This is a genomic window from Nocardia sp. NPDC004654 (assembly GCF_040609595.1).
Classification (GTDB): Bacteria; Actinomycetota; Actinomycetes; order Mycobacteriales; family Mycobacteriaceae; genus Nocardia.
This window is the reverse complement of the sequence record NZ_JBEXKI010000007.1, coordinates 336,313-357,292: the sequence shown is the minus strand read 5'-3', so window position 1 is coordinate 357,292 and position 20,980 is coordinate 336,313. Positions and strand designations below refer to the sequence as shown.

The following is a 20,980-nucleotide window of genomic DNA, read 5'->3' as shown; positions in this document are numbered from 1 at the left end:
CTGCTGTCACTGGCCGCCCTTCTGCACATAGGCGCGGACGAAGTCTTCCGCGTTCTCCTCGAGCACGTCATCGATCTCGTCGAGCAGGTCGTCGGTATCCTCCGCCAGCTTCTCGCGGCGCTCCTGACCGGCGGCGTCGACGCCGTCGGGACCCTCGTCCTCGTCGCCGCCCCCGGTGCGCTTGGTCTGCTCTTGTGCCATGGCAGCCGACCTCCTCTGTCCTCATCATGACCGGACCCAAAGTATGAGCACGGTTCCGATCATGAGCAATGTGCGTGCTCGTACAACAACACTACCCAGCCGAGCCGACACGATGTCGGATCTGTGCCCAATTCGCCGCGCGGACAGCGCCCGATTCGCGACCTGGCCCGCGCGGTCAGGTGGTGAGTTGCTGGACCAGCTCGGCGGCGGTGTCCACGCCGTCGAGCAGCTTGCCGACATGCGATTTGGTGCCGCGGCGCGGTTCCAGGGTCGGGATGCGCACCAGCGAATCGCCGCCCAGGTCGAAGATCACCGAGTCCCAGCTGGCCGCGGCGATGTCCGCGCCGAAACGGCGCAGGCATTCGCCGCGGAAGTAAGCGCGGGTGTCGGTGGGCGGCTTGGTCATCGCGTCGAGCACCTGCTGCTCGGAGACCAGCCGCTTCATCGAACCGCGCGCCACCAGGCGGTTGTACAGACCCTTGTCCAGGCGCACGTCGGAGTACTGCAGGTCCATCAGGTGCAGTTTCGGCGCGGCCCAGCTCAGGCCCTCGCGCTGGCGCATGCCCTCGAGCAGGCGCAGTTTGGCGGGCCAGTCGAGCAGGTTCGCGCATTCCATCGGGTCGCGCTCGAGCAGGTCCAGGACCATCGCCCAGTTGTCCAGGATGTCCTGCACGCGGGCGTCCTCGTTGCCCTCGCGGTCCATGAACTTGGCGACCCGCTCGTGGTAGAGCCGCTGTAGCGCCAGACCGGTCAGCTCGCGGCCGTCGGCCAGCGCGACGGTGGCGCGCAGGCTCGGATCGTGGCTGATCTGGTGCACGGCGGTGACCGGGCGGGCCAGCTGCAGGTCGGACAGGTCCTCGCCCGCCTCGATCAGGTCGAGCACCAGCGCGGTGGTGCCGACCTTGAGGTAGGTCGACATCTCGGCCAGATTCGCGTCGCCGATGATGACGTGCAGCCTGCGGTACTTGTCGGCGTCGGCGTGCGGCTCGTCGCGGGTGTTGATGATGCCGCGCTTGAGCGTGGTCTCCAGCCCGACCTCGACCTCGATGTAATCCGAGCGCTGGGACAGCTGGAACCCGGCGTGATCGCCGGACTGGCCGATGCCGACCCGGCCGGAACCGCAGATCACCTGGCGGGAGACGAAGAACGGCGTCAGGCCGACGATGATCTGGTTGAACGGAGTGTCCCGGTTCATCAGGTAGTTCTCGTGGGTGCCGTACGAGGCGCCCTTGCCGTCGACGTTGTTCTTGTACAGCTGCAGCCGCGGGGCGCCCGGCACGCTGGAGGCATGCCGCGCGGCGGCCTCCATCACGCGCTCGCCCGCCTTGTCCCAGATCACGGCGTCGAGCGGGTCGGTGACCTCGGGCGCGGAGTACTCCGGGTGCGCGTGGTCGACGTACAGGCGGGCGCCGTTGGTGAGGATCATGTTGGCCGCGCCGACCTCGTCGGCGTCGATCACCGGCGCCGGTCCGTTCATCCGGCTCAGGTCGAAACCGCGCGCGTCGCGCAGCGGCGACTCCACCTCGTAGTCCCAGCGCGTCCGCTTGGCCCGCGGCACGCCTTCGGCCGCCGCGTAGGCGAGGACCGCCTGGGTAGAGGTGAGGATCGGGTTGGCCGACGGCTCGGTGGGGGTGGAAATGCCGTATTCGACCTCGATACCGATGATGCGCTGCATACCTCGAGCCTAGGCGACACCGACCAATGTCATACCGAGGGTGGTACTTCCGGAGGATCATGTTCCCCGCTCCCGGGCCGGATAGTCGACTCATGACCGAATCCATCGCCGAAACCGGGGCGAAAGCCACCGAACGGGACCGTGCCGGGCGGCCCGCACGGCTCGTCGCGCTCGACGTGCTGCGTGGCATCGCGATCCTCGGCACACTCGGCACCAATGTCTGGATCATGACCAACCCCGAGGGCCTGATCGGCTACATCGACGAACTGGGCGCCGCGACCGGCGGTGGCTGGATGTGGACCGAGCGGGTGCTGCAACAGGTGGCGCAGGGCAAGTTCCTCGGCCTGCTGACCATCATGTTCGGCATCGGTCTGGCCATCCAGCAGGCCTCCGCCGCGCGCCGCGGCCGCGCGTGGCCGGGCGGGTATCCGTGGCGGGCCGGGCTGCTGTTCCTGGACGGCGTGCTCAACTTCCTGTTGGTCGCCGAGTTCGACGTGCTGATGGGCTACGCGGTGACCGGCTTGGTGGTCGCCTTCGTGCTCGCCACGAGCGAGCGCGCGCAACGCCGCTGGCTGACGATCGCGGCGAGCGTCCACCTGGCCATTCTCACACTGATCGCAATGGCGATGGCTTTCGCGCCGCAGCAGGATTCGGCGCCGCGCGAGCCGCTGGACCCGAATCCCTATGCGAACGGCTCGTTCTCGGACCTGGTCGTGTTCCGCTTGGACAACGCGCTGACGTTCCGGGTCGAGGCCGTCTTCGTCTTCGCCATGTCGGTCGCGCTGTTCCTCGCGGGCGCCCGGTTGTATCGTGCGGGCGTGTTCCGCCCGGAGGGCGCGCGAACCCGCAAGCGGCTCATGGTGATCGGCGCGATCGCCGCGCCGATCGATTTCCTGGTCGGCGTGTTCGGCGGCGATCTGGTGCTGCTCACCCGCTACGGCAGCGCGCCGTTCGTCGCCTTCGGTATCCTCGCGCTGGTCGCCGAGTTCTACCTGCGCCGTCCTCGGCTCGGTTTCGCGGGCCGACGGCTCACCGAGGTCGGCCGCACCGCGCTGTCCTGCTACATCCTGCAGAACCTGGTCGCCTCGGCGCTGTGCTACGGCTGGGGTCTTGGCCTGGCCGCGCGGGTCTCCCCCGACGCGCGCGTCCCGTTCACGATCGCGATCTACCTGGTGGTCACGCTGATCATCGTGACGGCCGCGCACCTGTGGCTGCGGCGCTTCGAGCGCGGGCCGGTCGAGTGGGCGTGGAACGCCTGCTACCGGGTGCTGGCCCGCGAGCGCTGACCGGCGCGGCCCCGGTCAGCGCGATCGCACACAATTTCGGCGGCGAACACGAGTAGTGCGCTACTCGTGTTCGCCGCCGCTCCTCGTCCCATGCTGAAACGACACCTTTCCGCACTGTCTACGAGGGGAATCGTCCATGAAGGCCGCGGTGCGCCGTGTCTGGCTGCCGTTCAACGAAACGCTGGAGGGCCGGGTGCCCTGGATGTACCTGGATTCCGAAGGCTTCGTGAGCACCGGTGTCGGCAACAAGCTCGACGACACCGGACGGGTGCGCGGCGCTCCGACTCCGGCCGAACGGGCCGCCTCGCTCATCGCCGCCCGCAGGCTGCCGTGGCGCCGCCCCGACGGCTCGGCCGCCACCTGCGCGGAGATCAACGCGGCATGGGACGCGGTGAAGAGCCGGATGGATCTCGTGGCGGGCGGCTACCGCCGTTTCGCCGACGTCACCGAGCTGCGGCTGACCGACGAGCACATCGACCGCGTCGTCTTCGCCAGGCTCGACGAGCTGGAGACGCTGCTGCGCGGACGAATGGTGCGGCACGGCACCGGCGCGGTCGTGATGCCGTTCGCCGGTTTCGACTCCTGGCCCGCCGACGCGCAACTCGGCATGCTCAGCATGTGCTGGGCGATGGGCCCGAAGTTCAGCTTCCCCGCATTCCAGGACGCCGCCTTCGCGCGCGACTGGCTGCGCTGCGCCGCAGCCTGCCGGGTCAATCCCGAGATCGGCACCGTGATCCGGCGCAACGATCGCGATCAGGACTTGTTCCGCAACGCGTTTCGAGTGGAGGACGAAGGCCTCGATCCGGAGGTGCTGCTGTTCCGGCTTCCTGAACTAACCTCGAGCGAGTGAGTCTCGCCGAGCGCTATCCGCTGCTGCACACACCCGTCCGCTGGGAGTGGGGTGGCCTGGGCGTCCACTTCTCCACCGAGCTGCCCGCCGACGAGCTGGTGACCAACGTGCACGTGGTGTGTTTCGTCGGCGAGCGGATCGTGCTGTGCCGCGACGACCGCGACTTCTGGCTGGTGCCCGGCGGGACGAGGGAAGCGGGCGAATCGGTGGACGAGTGCCTGCGCCGCGAACTGCGCGAGGAGGCGGGCGCGCGCCCGGTCGGCCCGGTGCGGTGGCTCGGCGCGCACCACGCGACCAGTGACGCACCGGAACCGTACCGGCCGTGGCAGCCGCACCCGCACAAGGCGTGGCTGTGGTGCGCCGCCGACGTCGTGCTGGAGTCCTCCCCCAGCAATCCCGCCGACGCCGAGCAGATTCTCGAGGTCCGCGCCTTCGCGTTCGAGGACGCGCTCGCACACGTCGCCACCGACGGCGCGTACCTACCCGAACTCCTGACCCTGGCAAGGGAATTGCACCGGCCCACCGCGCGCTAGACGTCCGGCCGTGCACTGACTCTCGACGGACCGGCAGCGTCCTCTGACGGTGTCCGCGAGGGCGGCAGGCAGGTCGCGGACCGGGTCGCCGGAATGCTCCACCGCTGCCGTCGTGCGCGGCCGTTTGGTCCGATGCACAAATCGGTACGGCACAGTCTTGTCCTTTGCCCCTGGCGACGGGTCCGCTCGATGCGCTGAGCTTGGACGGACGACGAGGTCGACGCCACCGCCGGTGACGCGGGTCGCCTCGACCACACTCCAGCAGAAGGTCTCGGTCTTGGTTCCCTCCACAACTCCGGCGGTCGAACGGGTGCGTCCGGACACCCTGTGCGCGGCGTTCCAGGCGAACGTCGCCCGCTACGCCGACGCGGTCGCGCTGCGCACTCTCGGCGGCGGGCAGACGATTACCTGGCGCGAGTACGGCGCGCGGGTCCGCGCCATCGCGACGGGTCTCGCCGCGCTCGGCGTGCGCCCCGGCGACACCGTCGCGCTGATGCTGACCAACCGGCCGGAGTTCCACCTGTGCGACACCGCCGTGCTGCACGCGGGCGCCACGCCCTTCTCGGTGTACAACACCAATCCGGTCGAGCTGCTCGCCTACCAGTTCGGCAACGCCGGGAACCGGGCGGTCATCTGCGAAAGCCAGTTCGCGCCAAGGATTTCGGCGGCGATCGCGGTGGCGGCCGAGCGGGGCCACCGTGTCGAGCACTTGATCGTCGTGGACGACGCGCCCGCGGGCACCGTGGCGCTGGACGCGCTCGAATCCGCCTCCGCACCGGACGGTTTCGATTTCGAGGCGACGTGGCGCGCGGTGCGTCCCGAGGACCTGCTCACCATCGTCTACACCTCGGGCACCACCGGCCCGCCGAAGGGCGTCGAGCTCACGCACACCAATTTCATCGAGAACGCCCGCGTCATCGATGAATTCGGTGGCGGGGGTCCGGACGATCGAGTCATCTCCTACCTGCCCGACGCGCACGCGGCCAACCGGTGGTTCGCGCACTACCTGACCATGCTGGAGGGCAGCCAGATCACCACGGTTCCGGATTTCACACAGGTGGCCGCCGCGCTGTCCGAGGTACGGCCGACGGTGTTCCTCGGCGTGCCGCGGGTGTGGGTGAAAGTCAAAGGCGCGCTGGAGGAACGGTTCGCCGCGGAGCCGCCGCCGCGTCGTGCGCTGGCCAGGTGGGCGGTCGGCGTCGGGCGCGACCGCGCGCGTGCCGCCTCTGACGGACGCGCGCTCGGGTTCACCGGCCGCGTCCAGCACGCCGTCGCCGAGCGCCTGGTGCTCGGTCCGCTGCGCGCCAGGCTCGGCCTGGACCAGGTGCGCGTCGCGGTGACCGGATCGGTGGCCATCCCACCGGACGTGCACGAGTTCTTTCTCGGCCTCGGCCTGCCGTTGTGCGAGGGGTACGGCATGACCGAGTGCACCGCGGGCGCGACGCTGAACGGGCCGGGACGGATCAAGATCGGCACGGTGGGCACGCCGCTGCCGGGCGCCGAGGTCCGCCTCGCGGCGGACGGCGAGGTGCTGATCCGGGGAAAGATCGTGATGCGCGGATATCGCGGCGACCCCGTCGAGACCGCCGAGACGGTCGACCCCGACGGCTGGCTGCACACCGGCGACATCGGCTCCTTCGACGCCGACGGCTACCTGTCGATCGTCGGCCGCAAGAAGGAGCTCATCATCAACGCCGCGGGAAAGAACATGTCCCCGGCCAACATCGAGAACACGATCACCGAGAACTGCCCGCTGGCGGGCGCGGTCGTGGTGATCGGCGAACAACGCCCGTACAACACCGCGCTGATCTGTCTCGACCCCGATCTGGCCGCCGCCTTCGGCAAGCGGAACGGGCTCGCGGCGAACTCGGTCACCGACCTCGCCGCCAGCCCGGAGGTGCTCGCCGAGATCGAGCGCGGGATGACGGCGGCGAACGGCAAACTCTCCCGCGTCGAGCAGATCAAGAAGTATCGGGTGCTCGGCGAGGTGTGGGAGCCGGGCGGCGACTGTCTGACGGCAACCGGCAAACTTCGCCGCGCGCCGATCGCGACCCGCTACACCGATACCATCGAGGCCCTGTACTCGGCCTGAGCCGGGACACAGGACGGCATTGAGGCACACGGAGGCGCCGATGACCGACCCGGGCGAAACTTCCGGCCACGGGCAGCGATCCGCGCGGATCGACGACCTGCACCGCGCCGCGGCCGCGCTGCTGGAGGGGTTCTACGGCACACTGCCGCCCTACGCGCAGCTGCCATTCTCGCTGGTCGAAACCGATTTCGCCCGCGGCGCGAAGCTCAATGTCGATCTGTTCTTCCAGTACCTGCGCCGCGGCGTCGAGCCGTCCGAAGCCGACACCAGGGAGCTGGTGGAACTGGCGATGGACCGGCTGCGCGACGGCACACCGCTGGCCGATGTGCTCGAGCGGTATCGGCTCGGCGCGGCGTTCCTCTGGGACCGGCTGCGCGATTCGGCGGGCGCCGACGAGACCTTGCTGCTGGACGCCTCCCCGGCGCTGCTGAAGTACATCACGCTGGTCGGCTCGCGCATCGCGACCGCGGCCGTCCAGCGCGCCCACGATCCGCGATGGGAACTGCTGGAGCGCCGCCGCGGTATCGCCGAGGCGCTGCTCGCCGGGCGCGATCCGGTGGAGTGGGCCGACGACCCGGTCATCCCGGTGGCCGACGCCTTCCTGGTCGCGGTGTTCCGGTTGTGCGGGAGCAACGGTGGTCCCGCGGCGGCCCTGCGGCATCGGGTCGAGGCCATCCCCGGCGTCTTCCTGCGTCTGGACACCGGGGGCTGGACCGCACTGATCCCCTTGGCCTCCGGCGACGACGGCTCAGCCGCGCTGGCCGGGCTCACCGCCCGCCTGCCCGCGCACGCGCCCGGCCGAATTCCCCCGTACTGGGTGGGCGTGGGAGCCGCGTCCACCAGGGCCGCGGTCCCCGCGCTCGCCGCCGAGGCGCGCGTGCTCGCCGAGCTCGGGCGCTGTCTCGCGCGACGCGAGATCGTCTGTCGCCGAACGGATCTGCACTTCGAGTACACCGTGGCGGTGAGCGACGCGGCCCGGCCGGGTCTGGCCGCGCTGCTCGCACCGCTGGACGCCCAGCCGATGCTCGCCGAGACGCTGGAGACGTTCGTGGACACCGGTTTCAACCAGCTCGCCACAGCGCGGCAGCTGATGGTGCACCGCAACACGGTGACCTATCGCCTCGCGCGCGTGCACGAACTCACCGGGCTGGATCCGCACCGCCCCGCCGACGCCATGACGCTGTCGGCGGCGCGGCTGGCCAGGCGGCTCGAAGCCGCCTCGTTCGCACCGTAGTTCCGCCCGCTTTGGTCGGGCGCACAAATCGCCGCCCGGCGGTCTTGGGAACTGCCGGTGGTGCGGCACCCGACTTATGCGGTCTGCTGTATCAGACAGTGAGGCCCCGGGGCGCCGGTCTCGGCACCGCGAGCAGAGAGTTCAAATAATTGACGATTTCGAGCCGGGCGCGGTTCCGCCGCCGCGCCGCCACGGTCGCCCTCGCGGCGATCACCGCCCTCGGGCCGACCGTTCAGCTCGCGCCCGGCGCGAGCGCCGTCCCCGCCGCGGGCCCGGTGCCTTCCGCGCCCGCGAACTTCGGCCTGCCCGCGGACTACGTGCCGACGCCGGAGCGGTACGGCATCGAATATCGACTGGGACAGGTTATTCCGCTTGCGGACGGCACCAAGTTGCAGGCCGAGGTCAGGTATCCGACCGACCCGGCGACCGGGCGACGGGCCGAGGGCGAGTTCCCAGTAGTCGTCAACTTCACCACCTACGGCGCGATCTCCAGCGCGCTCACCGCCGCCGTCACCGGCGTCATCGATCAGCTGCGCATCCCGCTGCCGGACCATTTGCGCGACGCGCGCCGGATCATCAATCAGGCCACCAGCGCCCAGGACATGCTGGTGCGGCGCGGCTACATCGAGGTGATCGCCGACGTCCGCGGCACCGGCGGCTCCACCGGCGCCTGGAATCCGGCGTCCGAACAAGACGGCCTCGACGGCGCGCAGGTAGTGGACTGGGCCGCCCGGCTGCCGGGTTCCAGCGGCAAGGTCGGCATGTACGGGTACTCTTTCCCGGCGCTGTCGGCCATGCGGACCGCCGAATCCGTCGGTCCCGGTTCGCCGTTGAAGGCGATCGTGCCGATGGCCATGCCCAACAACATCTTCAACGAGGTGCTCGGTCACGACGGGTTGATGAGCCCGCTGCTGCTCACCGTCATCTCGCTGATGGTGCCGTATCTGAGTCTGATCGGCCCGTTCATGACGGCGGTGGTGACACCGCAGACCTTCGTGCAGGCGCTCGGCGATCACCTCGCGGCGCTGGTGTCGACCGACAGCACCATCGTCAAGCTGGTGGAGGCGTACGCGGGCGGCCCGCTGGCCTACGACGGCGCGTGGTGGCAGGAGCGGCGGTTCGAGACCGAGCTGGAAGCGTTGGTGGACAACGACATCGCCATGTACCAGGTCGGCGGGCTGTGGGACCTGTACCAGGAAGGGCCGTGGCGCAACTACTCCCAGCTGCAGAACCTGGCGGCCGGGCGCGACCAGTTCGCGCCCATGACGCCCGGGCAGCCGACCGACGGGCGGTTCCAGCTGCTGATGGGCCCGTGGTACCACGTCGGCCTCGGCTTCGGGCCCGGTTCGCGGCTGGACACCGACATGATCACGCTGGCCTGGTTCGACCGCTTCCTCAAGGGGATCGACAACGGCGTGGACGAGGCCGATCGCACGCTGCACGTCATCGACGCGAACAACAACGCCGTCGCGACCTCGCGATACCCGTTCGAGCAGGCCGAGATTCAGCGCCGCTACTTCGACGGCGACCGGCTCGTCGCCGAGCAGCCCACGATCCCCGACGCCGCGGACCGGCTCGACTACAGCGGCTTGGACAACATCTGCAACCGGCAGACCTTGGGCCAGTACTCCGGCGGCCTGCTCGACTTCGTCTTCCGCGTCTTCAACGCCTACAACCCGTGTACCGAATGGGTGCAGGGCCCGACCGCGGGGCGCGCGTACACGATGGATCCGGTGACCGAGCCGACGGTGCTGGCGGGCCCGAGCAGCCTCACCCTGTACGCCTCCTCGACCAGTACCGACGCGGCTTTCCAGGTGTGGCTCGACGACGTGGCCCCGAACGGTACCTCGGTGAACATCACCGGCGGCTCGCAGCTGGCCAGCCTGCGCACGCTCGACGAGGAGAAGACGTGGCGGGCCGCGGATGGCACCGTCTACGGACCCGAGCACGTGGTGCGCAAGGAGGCCGAGCAACTGCTCGTCCCCGGCGAGGTGACGCGGATGGAGATCAAGCTGCGCCCAGCGTTCCATCGGCTCGAGCCGGGACACGCGCTGCGCGTGCGGATCACCAGCGGCACCTTCCCTTCCACGATCCCGGTGCCCACCGATCTGCCCAGGCTGATCGGCTCGTCACAGCAGATCCACCGGGACGCGAGCAGGCCGTCGAGCCTGGTCGTCCCGCTGGCGCCCGCCACCGCATTCGACTAGAGCGACCGCGAACGCCGCGCCGGATTCCTCGGAGAACCCGCGCGGCGTTCGGCCTGTCCGCATGGCCCGTCACATCGGCGGTCGCCGAACTCCCCGAGGTCCGAAAGCTGCTCGCCCCCACGACCGCTGCGACGACGGGCCCGGCGTCGCGCACCCGGTTTCCGCACACCGGACCGCACGACCGATCGTGGGTGAATTCCTGGATCACCTGACCGAAACGCTCACCGCCGCGGTGCGACCCGGATAGTCTCGGCGATGGATCCGAAACCCGGATCCATGCGTCACCTGCCGGGAGCGTCCGATGGAGAAGGCTCTGGTCACCGACGGGGTGTCCGCGACACCCCCAGCCTCGGGCGGCGCCCGCACGCCCGACGAATCCCCCCGGCGGGCAACGGCTTTGCTGCGGCCGGGAATTCTCGCCTTCGGCGGTGCGATCCGCCCGACCGCGCTGCACGCCCATCACACCGTCCAACTGCTCGCCGCCCGCACTCCGATCACGGTGATGGACGCGGGCGGGGTCCGCCACCGCGGCACCAGGATCATCGTGCCCGCCGACGCGCCGCACCGGATCGAGACCGCCGCCGAAGGCGCCGCGCTCTACCTCGATCCGGAGACCGCGGCGGGCGCCGCCGCCGACCGTCGCGCGCACGCGGGCGGCTGGGCCGACGATCAGCACGCGCTGCCCGCGACGCTGGCGGGCGCGCCGATCGCCGAGCAGGTGGCCGCCATCGTGCGCGAATTACGCGGCGTCCCAACGGCTGCCCACGGCGCGCAGCGGCACGGCGCGGTGACCGAGGCGCTGCGGCTGCTGCCGAGTCTGGTGCCGGATCATTCGATCCGCGGGTCCGATGTGGCGAAGCGGGTCGGGCTCTCCCCCGCCCGGCTCTCGCACCTGTTCGCCGAGCAGGTCGGAATGCCGTTGCGCCCGTACATGCTGTGGTTGCGGCTGCGGGTCGCGATCGGCCGGTTCCGTTCCGGTGACGACCTCGCCGCCGCCGCACACGCCGCCGGTTTCGACGACAGCACCCAGCTCACCCGCACCTGCCGTCGCACCTTCGGACTGACCCCCGCCGCCTTGCACCGCGCCGAACAGTGGGATCTCGGCGACGGAGCGTGACCCGCCCACACCCGGTACGCTCGATCCCGTGTTCTCGCGGGTTCAGCTGACGGCGTTCGCGGTATTCGCGTGCCTGGCTTCCGCGTTCGCGCTGCTGGCCACGCCCCTGCCCGAGCACGCCTCGCTGGCCGCGCTCGGCGTGCTCGCCGCCGCGGTGTTCGCGATCGTGGCGCTGCGCGGCGCGGCGGTCGCGCCGGTCGTCGTCCCGCGCTGCGGACCGCCGCCCTCGGCGCAGCGCCGCAGGCGCGGTTCGTATCTGCGACAGAGCAATCCCGACACGGCGGGCCGTCCGCGGCCGCGAGCGCCGGGACAGGTCACGGGCTGATCGGCCCGCGTCACCGCGCGGTGGTGGTCGGCCCTTCGCGGTGACCTCCTCCCGTTTCCGTGCGTGCGCGCACGTCTCACCGAATCAGGTGTTCCCCCATGCTCGATGTCGTCTACTACCCTGTCTCCGCCGTGCTCTGGCTCTGGCACACCGCCTTCGCCGCGCTGCTCGGGCCCGCCAGCGGCCTGGCCTGGGTGCTGGCCGTGGTGTTCCTCGTCGCCACTCTCCGCGCGGCCATGTATCCCCTCTTCCTGAAACAGGTCCGAACCCAGGCCGTCGTCAAGCGCCTGCAACCCGAGATCGAGGCGCTGCGCAAGCGCTATTCCGACGACCGGCCACGTCAGGTCGCCGAGATCCAGAAACTGCAACGGCAGCACGGTGTGAGTGTGCTGGCGGGCTGCCTGCCGATGCTCGGCCAAGGGCTGGTGTTCCTCGCGCTGTTCCACGTGCTGCGATCGTTCGACCGCACCGGCGCACTGGGGCATCTGCCCTTCCAGTCGACGCCGGCGCCGATGACGACCGAACAGAACGCGCAGACACCGAACTACGTCTTCGACGCCGCCGATGTGCAGTCGTTCCTGCGGGCCGAGTTCTTCGGGACACCGCTGTCGGCCACCCTGGCCGGGCAGCCGAGCGTTTCGACCGCCGCGGTCGCCGGCACGCTGATGGCGCTGGCTGCCCTCGCGACGCATTTCACGGGGCGGGCCTCGATCGCCCGCCAGGACCCGGCCGCCGCGCAGGTACCAATGCTGAACACGTTGACGCTGTGGGTGTTTCCCGCGGGCGTGCTGATCGGCGGCGCGGTGCTTCCGATCGTGATCCTGTTGTACTGGGTGTCGAACAACGCGTGGACGCTGGCCCAGCAGTACCTCACGTACCGGTGGATCGACGCCGAAACCCGTTCCGCGCCAACGTCATCGGCTACCACAGAGCCGAACGACGCCCCACGTCCGGGCGCGAAACCGAAGCCGGGCGCGAAACCGGTGCCGACGGCGAAACCACGGCCCGGCGGGGCATCCGAGCACCCGGTGGAATCCGGGCGCACCGTGCGGTCCGAGCAGCGCGTGGCTTCTCAGGGCCGCACGCCGGCACCGCGCAACACCAGATCATCGCGCAGCGCCAAAGCCCGCCGCCGCCGCTGACCCGCGATCAGCCGACAGGACCGGCCTGCAGGTAGTACTTGGCGGCGATGCTCCGCAGCACCTGCCGAATACCGATCGGCGCCCAGCCCGCGGACCGGTCCTCCAGCACCACCGGATCCACCAACTCGACGATGCGGCCCCTCGTCTCGAGCTCGAAACCACCCGCGGCGACGACGTTCTTGACCCACTCCGCGTCACGACCGTAGGTCAGCGCGATGCGGTAGACACCGCCGTCCTCGAACACCCACACCGGAGTTCGATAGGCGCGCCCGGATTTTCGCCCCTTGTGCACCACGACACCGAACGGCGGCACCGTGCCCGCGATCAGTCCGGCCACCGGATTGGTCACGTGCCGGTTGAATCTCGCCACTGCGCGCGGAAGCACCATCGGACGGTCCTCTCTCCAGGTGGAGTGCACCACTCAGGCTACCCTCGAGCGGTGTCAGCGCAGCCGAACGAGATGATCGCGGTGTACGACCGGCAGGGGCGAGAGGTCGGCGCGGCCGATCGCGCCGAGGTCTATCGCGCGGGGCTGTGGCACGCCAGTTCGGGGGTGCTGGTGCGATCGATGGACGGCGAGCGGGTCTACGTGCACCGCCGCACCGACACGAAGATGGTGTTCGCCGGGATGCACGACTGCCTCGCGGGCGGTGTCGTCGCGCCTGGCGAGGATCCGGAGCGGACCGCGATCCGTGAGCTCGGCGAAGAGCTCGGCATCGTGCTCGGCCCGGACGTGACGCCGCCGCTGCCGATGGCCAGCGCGTCCTGGGACGGGGAATGGGAGGGCAGGCCGATGCGCTGCCACTTGTTCGCCTACGAGCTGCGCTACGACGGCCCCATCCGTCATCAGCCCGAGGAGATCGCCGACGGCTGGTGGTGGACCGACGCGGAACTGCGCGCCCACCTCGCCGACCCGGACTGGCCGTTCGTCCCGGACACCCGGGTGCTGATCGGCGATCTCCTGTCCTGATCCGTTACGCCGCGCTGCCGCTGCCCAGGGCCAGGAACGTCTGGAAAATGGTGGCGACGACTTCGAGCAGCTCCATGAGATGTCATCCTTCGGGTAGTTCATCGAGTGGAGCGGCCAGCATCACGGACCCGGGTGTCCGGGAGGTTATCCGGACGTGACGGGCGCGGATGGAAGTCCTCGCCGTGCGGAATTCGCTTCGGTCAGCTCGACGACGCGCCGGTGCTGGCCCAGGACAGGAACGCGCCGGGATTGCGGGTCTGCAGCAGCACCCGGCCGGGGCCGACGAAGTCGAAGACGAATCCTTCGCCCGATTTCAGCGACTGGATGGAGCGGCCGGAGACGGCGCGCCGGATGGTGAAGTTCATGGCCAGGTCGTAGGCGACCACGTGTCCGGTGTCGATGGTGATCGGTTCGCCGGGCTGCAGGTCGATCACGTCGATCGCGCCGAAGACGCCGACCACGATCTCGCCCTCGCCGTGCGCGCGCAGGCCGAAGCCGCCCTCACCGCCGAACAGGTTCGCGAAGCCGCCCCACTTGCTCTCCACCTGCACGCCGTGCGAGTTGGCGATCCAGCCGCCGCGGCTGATGAAGAACGGCCGGTCCGGGGTGATCTGCAGGTTCAGCATGTCGCCGGGCAGCGCGGGCGCGACGTCGACCCAGCCGCCCTGCTGCGGCGCGGTGAACGTGGAGACGAAGAACGACTCCCCGGCGAGCACCGAGCGCTTGAGACCGGCCAGGATGCCGCCTTCGGCCTTGGCCTGCAGCGTGATTCCCGCCGAATGGGCGACCATGGCGCCGCTCTCGACCCGCATCGGCTCACCGCCCGCGAGGAAGCACCGCGCGACGGTGGAGGCGGGATTGTGGCGCAGTTGAACCTTCATGGTGCCGACCCTACCGCCTGTGCGCGGCGGCAGGTATCGGCGAATACCGCCCGGGGAGTCCGGGTTTCGCGCGCCGGGTTCAGTCGAGGGTGCGCAAGGCGTCCTCGGTGCGCGCGACCACCGCGCCGCCGTTCGCCGTGAGCACGATCGGACGCTGGATCAGCTGCGGGTTGGCGGCCAGCGCCTCGATCCACCGGTCGCGGTCGGCGGGCGTGCGGCCCCAGTCCGCCATGCCCAGGTCCTTGGCGATCTGCTCGCCGGTGCGGGTGATGTCCCACGGTTGCGCGTCGAGCCGCCGCAGCACCTCGCGCAACTCGTCCGCGGTCGGCGGGTCGTCCAGGTAGCGGCGCACGGAGTAGGCCACGCCCGTCTCGTCCAGGTGCGCCGTCGCGGTGCGGCTCTTCGAGCACCGCGGGTTGTGCCAGATCTCGGTTTGCCCTGATGTCATGCCTTCAGATAACCACGTCCGGCTACAGATGCATCAAGTCCGGCCAGGTCTTGGCCCACGGATGACGCGACCCGGTGCACGCCCACACGGTGACGTCCTGGGTGTTGCCGGGAAAGCCGAGCCTGCTGTCCACCTTGCCGACCGGTTCCACGCTGTCGAAGTTCCAGCGCAGGAAGCTCTCGGGCACGCCGACCGCGAGCACGGTGCCGGTCTGCTCGTCCGGCCTGCCGAAGTAGCCGTAGCCGCGGCTCGGACTGTAGATCGGCGGCAGTTCGTCGCGCGCGAACTGGTCGAGTGCGCTGGCCTGCCAGTAGGTGTCGGTGACCACGACGGTGTTCGCGCGTTCGGCTGGGGCGAGCGCGGCATAGGCCTCGGTCACGGCGGTGGTCAGCTCGGGCCAGCCGAATTCGCCGTAGACGCCGATATTGATCGCGGCTTCCGCGACGTCGGCGGGCGGTGCGATGCGGTCGGGGTGCTGCCACGGCGTCGACCACAGGACGAGCGCCGTGGAACCCAGCACCACCGCCGCGCCGCCCGCGGTGGCCAGCCTGCGGGGCGACGGGCGCAGTCCAGCGGCCAGCTCGACCAGCCCGACCGCGCCCGCGGCGAGCACCACGCCGTACATCCCCGCCATGTAGTAGATGCGTCCGCCCATCACCAGGAAGATGGCGACCAGCAACAGCAGCGTCGCGCCGAGGAAGCGGTACGGGCGCAGCGCGGGATTGCGCAGCAGCGCCCACACGCCGTACACCAGCACCACCGCGCCGAGCAGACCCGCGGTCAGCAGCGCGAGCGGCACGAACATCAGCCGCCCGCCGAGAACGCCCTGCTCGCCGCTGATCACCTCGCCCATGTGCAGCTGCGGCCACCCGTTGCCCGCCTGCCAGATCAGGGTCGGCACCGTGGCGAGCACGACGATCGCGCCGCCGAGCCACAGCAGCGGGCGCCGCACCAGCTCGCGCGGACCGAGGGCCGACGAGGTCACCGCTATCGCGATCCAGAAGAACGGGATCAGCCACTTCACCTGCATGTCCACCGCCGTCACGAGGGCGGCGCACAGCAGCAGCGAATCACGGCGGGTGCGCACCCAGCGCACCACGAGCCAGGTGATGATCACCCACAGCACGGTGTCGATCGCGTTGGTGGTGAGCATCTTGCCCTGCAACAGCAGGAACGGCGACGTCGCGTAGGCGATGGCCGCGAGCAACTGGGCGCGGCGGCCGCCGCCGAATTCCCTGGCGAGCAGCGCGGTGAGCACCACGGCCAGCGTGGTCAGCGCGACCGCGGGCAGCCGGAGCGCGAAGAACGAGCCGGGGGCGACGGTGTCCATCAGGCGAGCCAGCATCGGGAGCACCGGACCCTGATCGGCGTAGCCGAAGGACGGGTGGCGGCCCGCGGCGAGGAAGTACAGCTCGTCGCCGAAGTAGTCGTAGCGGCTCGCCGAGAACAGCAGCACCGCGAGGGAAACGCCCGCGACGACGGCGATGCCCGTGGACGCCACCGCGGGACGATCCGCCCCCGCGAGGTTCCGCTGCTGACGCTCTACCGTATCGATCACGCCGCTCCTCGACGATTCGGACTCCGACCGCGTCGAATCTAACGGGAAACGCCCGCTCGCCCATCCACCCTCGGGGCGAGTCGAGATCAACATTCAGGCGTAGTCCCTGGCTCAGGCCGCGGCTGTCACCTTCGCGGACCGGTGGCGGCGCGCCAGGAGGTAGGCCGCGCCGGCGGCCGGGATGTTCATCAGCACGCCGTACACCGCGCCCGGCACGGCCATCGTGTCGTTGTGCAGCACGGAGACCGCGACGGCGATGGCGATCGCGCCGTTGTGGATGCCGATCTCCATCGCCGAGGCGACGGCCTGGTCCTCGTCGACGCCGAACAGCCGCGGCGCCAGGTAACCGACCGTCAGGCTGAGCACCGCGAACACCAGGCACAGCGCGGCCAGTTCGCCGAGGTGCTCGGTGAGGGTCTCGAAGTTCTTCGCCACGGCGGCCGCGACCACCAGCGCGAGCACCACGATCGACAACACCTTCACCGCCCCGCGCATCCGCCGCGCCCAGTCGGTGAAACGCCGGTGCACCCACATGCCGACCGCGACCGGCACCAGCACGATCGCGAAGACCTGCGCGAACTTGTCCGGCCGCAATCCGATCGAACCCTCGCCGTCCAGGAACACCGTGTAGGACAGCGCGACGACCAGCGGCAACGTGAACACCGCGAGCACCGAATTCACCGCCGTGAGCGTGATGTTCAGCGCGACATGCCCACCGGCGATGTGGCTGAACAGGTTCGCCGACGGTCCGCCCGGCGAGGCCGCGAGCAGCATCATGCCCACCGCGAGCGCGCCCTCCACGCCGAACAGCAGGATGAGCCCGAAGCACGCGGCGGGCAGCAGCACCATCTGGCAGACCAGCGCGATCGCCGCCGCCGCGGGATAGCGCAGCACCCTGGCGAAATCGTCGACGGTGAGTGTCAGGCCGAGCCCGAACATCACCAAGGCCAGCGCCAGCGGCAGAAAAACGGCGAAAGCCGTTGAACCCATGCGGATCTCCTCTCGAACCGGCATCCACCGGATTCGACCGTATCGGTGGGAAGGCACGGAAGGAAAGCCGCGCGGCGAAAGTCTCACCCGCGCGGCGGGCGCCGCTCCCCCGGGTTCTGGGTCTTGCGGTATTGGATCGCCCACCAGACTCGCAGCGCCGTGTGCGCGGCGCGCAGGTCCGCGCCGGTGAGTTCCTCGAAGCGGCTCAGCCGATAGCGAACGGTGTTGGGATGCACCACGAGCCGCTCGGCGGTGGCCTCGACGCGCAGGCCGGTGTCGAGGTAGGCCTCGACGGTGTCGACGATCGTGCGGGCGGATTCGCCGCCGCCCAGGGACGCCAGATAGCGCCGGACGAGTTCCGCGCCGAGATCGGTGTCGGCGGCGATCGCGGGCAGCACGCCGACGCTGTCCAGGTCGACGGTTCCGGTGCGCCCGAACAGCCGCGCGGTGACCAACACCCGACCGGCCAGGCGGAACGAGCGCGCCAAGTCCTCCAGCCGGGTCGGCGGACCGAGCCCGACGACGCCGCCCACTCCCGGGCTTCTGGACTTTTCCACAAACCCGGCGACGTCGCCGTCCACCGTGGTCACGAACCCGCTCGCGGGGAGCGGCGCGGCGGGATCGGGCGAATCTTCCGTCCCGGCCCGGTACGCGCGGTACTCGGCTTCGAGATCGACGCCGAGTTGCTGCGCGCGGATCCGCAGGTCCCCGGGACCGAGGGTGCCGAGGAGCACGGCCCTGGTGAACTCGGCGCGGAACTGCTCGTCGTGCCGCGCGGCGGCGATCTCCACATCGCGGTGCCCGCCGCTGTACGGGACGACGGCGGCGTCGACGAGGTCGAGCAGCGCGGTGATCAACTGGAGCAGCGTGTGATCGGCGACACCGCTGGTGGCGGCAGCCTCGGTCAGTTCGGCGAGGATCTCACGGACCGCGATGCGCCACCCGTTCTGAATCTCGGCCAGCGAAATACCTTGGCGGGCACGGGTTTCGCCGAACTCGCGCAGCACGGCGAGATCGCCCGAGGTGAGCGGATGACCGTCGTGCAGCGCGTCGAGCAGGCGGTCGACGACCGAGGCGGTGGACGTGGCGATGGTCGCGGCGGGCAGCGGCGCGTAGGCCGACATCTCCGCCCTGGCTCGCGCTACGACGCGGTCGACGAGCTCGGGTGCGCGATGCCGCACGCGCGACACCACCAAACGTTCGGCGGCGGTCGGGCGTCTGCTCATGGTGGGGCGAGCCTACGGGCGGGCGCTTGGAGAAATCAACAAACCGGCGACTGATAGTTCGACACGCTTTCCATGGCGCAGATCACACTTTCCGCCGAATACTCGTCGGGACCGACCACTGCCGTTCGACGAGGAATCGACGATGTATCTGACTCAGGGGCTGCACCGCGCCGCCCAGCTCAACCCCGACGGCCTGATGACCATCTGCGGTTCCCGCACCCGAACCAACCGGGAGGTGCTCGACCGGGTCGCCCGATTGGCGGGCGCGCTGCGCGACCTCGGCGTCGGCCCGGGCGATCGGGTGGCGATGCTGTCGCTGAACTCCGACCGCTATCACGAGTACCTGCTCGCGGTGCCGTGGGCGGACGCCGTTCTCAATCCGGTGAACATCCGGTGGAGTCCGGCCGAAATCGCGTACTCCCTCGCCGATTCCGACAGCCGGGTGCTCTTCGTCGACGACGCCTTCGCCCCGATGGTTCCGGCGCTGCGGGCGCAGTATCCGGAACTACGCGCGGTGATCCACTGCGGCGACGGACCGGCCCCCGAAGGCGCGCTCGACTACGAGCGAATCCTCGCGGACGCCACGGCGATTCCCGACGCGCGCCGCGGCGGCGAGGCGCCGGCGGGCATCTTCTACACCGGCGGCACCACCGGATTCCCCAAGGGCGTGGTGCTCAGCCACGCCAATCTGCTGACCTCCGCGCTCGGCGGCGTCGCCACCGGGTATCTGATGGCCCCGGGCGCGGTCTTCCTGCACGCGGCGCCGATGTTCCACCTCGCCGATCTGGCCGGGTGGCAGGGTGTGCTGATGCTGGGCGGCACCCACGTGATGATCCCGGCGTTCGATCCGGTGGCCACCCTGACGGCGATCCAGCAGCACCGGGTGAGTTCCTCCGTGCTGGTGCCGGTGATGATCCAGATGCTCGTCGACCATCCGCGCGCGGGCGAGTTCGACCTGTCCAGCGTCGAGCACATCATGTACGGCGCCTCGCCGATCTCGCAGGCGGTGCTCGAGCGCGCGATGGCCGCCTTCGGCAACGCCGGTTTCGCCCAGGCCTACGGCATGACCGAGGTCGCGCCGATCGCCACCTTGCTCGGTCCGGCGGATCACCTGGCCGGTCGGCTGCGTTCGGCGGGACGGGCCGCGCCGCACAGTGAGATCCGGATCGTGGATTCCGACGGCGTCGAGGTGCCGCGCGGCACCGTCGGCGAGGTGGTGGTGCGCGGCGGCCACGTGATGCTCGGCTACTGGAACAAGCCCGCCGAGACCGCGGACGCCGTGCGGGACGGCTGGATGCACACCGGGGACGGCGGCTATATGGACGAGGACGGCTACGTCTACATCGTCGACCGGATCAAGGACATGATCGTCTCCGGCGGCGAGAACGTGTACTCCGCCGAGGTGGAGAACGCCGTCGCCGCGCACCCGGCGGTCGCCGCGGTGGCGGTGATCGGCGTGCCGGACGCCGAATGGGGCGAGCGGGTGCACGCGGTCATCGTCTGCAAGCCGGGACAGCAGGTGACCTCGGCGGAGATCCGCGGCCATGCCAAGGAGCTGATCGCCGGATACAAGGCGCCGCGCAGCATCGAGATCGTGGACGCGCTACCGGTGTCGGGCGCCGGGAAGATTCTGAAACGCGATCTGCGGCAGAAGTATTGGGACGTCCACGCGCGACAGGTCAACTGAGCCCTTCGCTCGGATCGGGGCGTCGCGCCCCGAAAGTTCCGCGCCAGCTTCGATTCCCGCTCGCACAGACGAAAGGGCCGAGCCACCAGGGTGGCTCGGCCCTTCGACGCGGAGTTCGCTCAGCTCGCGCTGCCCGTCAGCAGCTGCTGGATGGTCTTGATCAGAACTTCGGCCAGGAAATCCGACGCGGATCCGGACATGGGGTGCTCCTCATCTCGATGCGGTGCGCACGGTCGGCGCTCCGTTAATCTGAAGCATGAATGATTCAGATGCTTGCCGGAGGTGTTTTCGAACCAAAAATCCGGCGAGGCGCCGCTTTGGCACCGAAAACATGGCCTCTAGCTGGCGTTATCTTCCCAGACAAGCGTCCAGTGGGCTGGGTCACAGTCCACTGAGTGAGATCCGGAATCCGTTCACCAGATACGACAAGGGCCGCGCCCCAGGAGAGACGCGGCCCGAGATGTCCCCCGAACTACAGGTACTGACCCGTGTTCGACTCCGTGTCGATCGCACGGCTGGCACTGGCGTTCTTGCCGGTGCATCCAACGCAGCCGGATG

The 20,980-nt window shown here is 69.9% G+C and carries 19 protein-coding genes; 11 read left to right on the top strand and 8 right to left on the bottom strand.

Annotated elements, in window-relative coordinates:
- Positions 1 to 6 precede the first annotated feature (6 nt).
- Together ABZV58_RS24820 and dop are read right to left on the bottom strand one after the other, a co-directional pair.
- A complete protein-coding gene (locus ABZV58_RS24820; RefSeq protein ID WP_067781199.1) occupies positions 7 to 201 on the bottom strand; it encodes a ubiquitin-like protein Pup in 195 nt (64 codons plus the stop codon).
- Between the two features lie 175 nt (positions 202 to 376).
- Entirely contained in the window at positions 377 to 1,876 is a 1,500-nt protein-coding gene (dop, locus tag ABZV58_RS24815) for a depupylase/deamidase Dop (RefSeq protein WP_355002536.1), read from the bottom strand.
- A gap of 92 nt (positions 1,877 to 1,968) precedes the next feature.
- Between dop and ABZV58_RS24810 the strand changes: the two genes are divergently transcribed.
- From ABZV58_RS24810 to yidC, 9 genes are all read left to right on the top strand, one after another.
- The gene (locus tag ABZV58_RS24810) at positions 1,969 to 3,162 is read left to right on the top strand and encodes a DUF418 domain-containing protein (RefSeq protein WP_355002535.1); all 1,194 of its coding nucleotides are present in this window, start codon (positions 1,969 to 1,971) and stop codon (positions 3,160 to 3,162) included.
- 136 nt (positions 3,163 to 3,298) lie between these two features.
- Positions 3,299 to 4,012, top strand: a complete 714-nt coding sequence (locus tag ABZV58_RS24805) for a hypothetical protein (RefSeq protein WP_355002534.1) — start codon at positions 3,299 to 3,301, stop codon at positions 4,010 to 4,012.
- A complete protein-coding gene (locus ABZV58_RS24800) occupies positions 4,009 to 4,545 on the top strand; it encodes an NUDIX domain-containing protein (protein ID WP_355002533.1) in 537 nt (178 codons plus the stop codon). Before ABZV58_RS24805 ends, ABZV58_RS24800 begins: the two co-directional genes overlap by 4 nt.
- A gap of 277 nt (positions 4,546 to 4,822) precedes the next feature.
- Complete coding sequence (locus ABZV58_RS24795) at positions 4,823 to 6,637, top strand: long-chain fatty acid--CoA ligase (RefSeq protein ID WP_355002532.1); 1,815 nt, start codon at positions 4,823 to 4,825, stop codon at positions 6,635 to 6,637.
- Between the two features lie 40 nt (positions 6,638 to 6,677).
- Positions 6,678 to 7,871 (top strand): helix-turn-helix domain-containing protein, encoded by a 1,194-nt coding sequence (locus ABZV58_RS24790; RefSeq protein ID WP_355002531.1) that lies wholly within the window; start codon positions 6,678 to 6,680, stop codon positions 7,869 to 7,871.
- 149 nt (positions 7,872 to 8,020) lie between these two features.
- Positions 8,021 to 10,078, top strand: coding sequence for a CocE/NonD family hydrolase (locus ABZV58_RS24785; RefSeq protein WP_355002530.1), 2,058 nt, complete (start codon positions 8,021 to 8,023; stop codon positions 10,076 to 10,078).
- Positions 10,079 to 10,379: 301 nt separating this feature from the next.
- On the top strand, positions 10,380 to 11,195 hold the full coding sequence (locus ABZV58_RS24780; protein WP_355002529.1) for a helix-turn-helix domain-containing protein: 816 nt from the start codon (positions 10,380 to 10,382) through the stop codon (positions 11,193 to 11,195).
- 28 nt (positions 11,196 to 11,223) lie between these two features.
- Positions 11,224 to 11,520 (top strand): DUF6412 domain-containing protein, encoded by a 297-nt coding sequence (locus tag ABZV58_RS24775; protein WP_355002528.1) that lies wholly within the window; start codon positions 11,224 to 11,226, stop codon positions 11,518 to 11,520.
- Positions 11,521 to 11,618: 98 nt separating this feature from the next.
- Positions 11,619 to 12,662: a membrane protein insertase YidC gene (gene yidC / locus ABZV58_RS24770; RefSeq protein WP_355002527.1), complete on the top strand. Its 1,044-nt coding sequence runs from the start codon at positions 11,619 to 11,621 to the stop codon at positions 12,660 to 12,662.
- 7 nt (positions 12,663 to 12,669) lie between these two features.
- Here the strand turns inward: yidC and ABZV58_RS24765 are convergent, their stop codons facing one another.
- On the bottom strand, positions 12,670 to 13,050 hold the full coding sequence (locus ABZV58_RS24765) for a nitroreductase family deazaflavin-dependent oxidoreductase (RefSeq protein ID WP_355002526.1): 381 nt from the start codon (positions 13,048 to 13,050) through the stop codon (positions 12,670 to 12,672).
- Positions 13,051 to 13,122: 72 nt separating this feature from the next.
- On the opposite strand from ABZV58_RS24765, the gene ABZV58_RS24760 reads away from it, so the two are divergent.
- Positions 13,123 to 13,632 carry an NUDIX domain-containing protein gene (locus tag ABZV58_RS24760; RefSeq protein WP_355002667.1) on the top strand — a complete coding sequence of 170 codons (510 nt, stop codon included), beginning with the start codon at positions 13,123 to 13,125 and terminating at the stop codon, positions 13,630 to 13,632.
- Positions 13,633 to 13,832: 200 nt separating this feature from the next.
- On the opposite strand, the gene ABZV58_RS24755 is transcribed toward ABZV58_RS24760, so the two are convergent.
- From ABZV58_RS24755 to ABZV58_RS24735, 5 genes are all read right to left on the bottom strand, one after another.
- Positions 13,833 to 14,513 carry a TIGR00266 family protein gene (locus ABZV58_RS24755; protein ID WP_067847657.1) on the bottom strand — a complete coding sequence of 227 codons (681 nt, stop codon included), beginning with the start codon at positions 14,511 to 14,513 and terminating at the stop codon, positions 13,833 to 13,835.
- A gap of 79 nt (positions 14,514 to 14,592) precedes the next feature.
- Positions 14,593 to 14,961 (bottom strand): arsenate reductase family protein, encoded by a 369-nt coding sequence (locus tag ABZV58_RS24750; protein WP_355002525.1) that lies wholly within the window; start codon positions 14,959 to 14,961, stop codon positions 14,593 to 14,595.
- A gap of 22 nt (positions 14,962 to 14,983) precedes the next feature.
- Positions 14,984 to 16,519, bottom strand: coding sequence for a glycosyltransferase family 39 protein (locus ABZV58_RS24745; RefSeq protein WP_355002524.1), 1,536 nt, complete (start codon positions 16,517 to 16,519; stop codon positions 14,984 to 14,986).
- A gap of 111 nt (positions 16,520 to 16,630) precedes the next feature.
- Positions 16,631 to 17,509 carry a bile acid:sodium symporter family protein gene (locus tag ABZV58_RS24740; protein WP_355002523.1) on the bottom strand — a complete coding sequence of 293 codons (879 nt, stop codon included), beginning with the start codon at positions 17,507 to 17,509 and terminating at the stop codon, positions 16,631 to 16,633.
- An 83-nt stretch (positions 17,510 to 17,592) separates the two neighbouring features.
- Complete coding sequence (locus tag ABZV58_RS24735; RefSeq protein ID WP_355002522.1) at positions 17,593 to 18,735, bottom strand: helix-turn-helix domain-containing protein; 1,143 nt, start codon at positions 18,733 to 18,735, stop codon at positions 17,593 to 17,595.
- A 142-nt stretch (positions 18,736 to 18,877) separates the two neighbouring features.
- Here ABZV58_RS24735 and ABZV58_RS24730 point away from each other — a divergent pair, with 142 nt between their 5' ends.
- Positions 18,878 to 20,422, top strand: coding sequence for a long-chain fatty acid--CoA ligase (locus ABZV58_RS24730; protein WP_355002521.1), 1,545 nt, complete (start codon positions 18,878 to 18,880; stop codon positions 20,420 to 20,422).
- The last annotated feature ends 558 nt before the right edge of the window (positions 20,423 to 20,980 follow it).

Coding starts and splice junctions, on each gene's coding strand:
- ABZV58_RS24765 (WP_355002526.1), bottom strand. CDS start 13,050: ATGGTGCTTCCGCGCGCAGTGGCGAGATTCAACCGGCACGTGACCAAT.
- ABZV58_RS24730 (WP_355002521.1), top strand. CDS start 18,878: ATGTATCTGACTCAGGGGCTGCACCGCGCCGCCCAGCTCAACCCCGAC.
- ABZV58_RS24810 (WP_355002535.1), top strand. CDS start 1,969: ATGACCGAATCCATCGCCGAAACCGGGGCGAAAGCCACCGAACGGGAC.
- ABZV58_RS24805 (WP_355002534.1), top strand. CDS start 3,299: ATGAAGGCCGCGGTGCGCCGTGTCTGGCTGCCGTTCAACGAAACGCTG.
- ABZV58_RS24790 (WP_355002531.1), top strand. CDS start 6,678: ATGACCGACCCGGGCGAAACTTCCGGCCACGGGCAGCGATCCGCGCGG.
- ABZV58_RS24750 (WP_355002525.1), bottom strand. CDS start 14,961: ATGACATCAGGGCAAACCGAGATCTGGCACAACCCGCGGTGCTCGAAG.
- ABZV58_RS24780 (WP_355002529.1), top strand. CDS start 10,380: ATGGAGAAGGCTCTGGTCACCGACGGGGTGTCCGCGACACCCCCAGCC.
- ABZV58_RS24820 (WP_067781199.1), bottom strand. CDS start 201: ATGGCACAAGAGCAGACCAAGCGCACCGGGGGCGGCGACGAGGACGAG.
- ABZV58_RS24740 (WP_355002523.1), bottom strand. CDS start 17,509: ATGGGTTCAACGGCTTTCGCCGTTTTTCTGCCGCTGGCGCTGGCCTTG.
- ABZV58_RS24760 (WP_355002667.1), top strand. CDS start 13,123: ATGATCGCGGTGTACGACCGGCAGGGGCGAGAGGTCGGCGCGGCCGAT.
- yidC (WP_355002527.1), top strand. CDS start 11,619: ATGCTCGATGTCGTCTACTACCCTGTCTCCGCCGTGCTCTGGCTCTGG.
- ABZV58_RS24735 (WP_355002522.1), bottom strand. CDS start 18,735: ATGAGCAGACGCCCGACCGCCGCCGAACGTTTGGTGGTGTCGCGCGTG.
- dop (WP_355002536.1), bottom strand. CDS start 1,876: ATGCAGCGCATCATCGGTATCGAGGTCGAATACGGCATTTCCACCCCC.
- ABZV58_RS24755 (WP_067847657.1), bottom strand. CDS start 14,513: ATGAAGGTTCAACTGCGCCACAATCCCGCCTCCACCGTCGCGCGGTGC.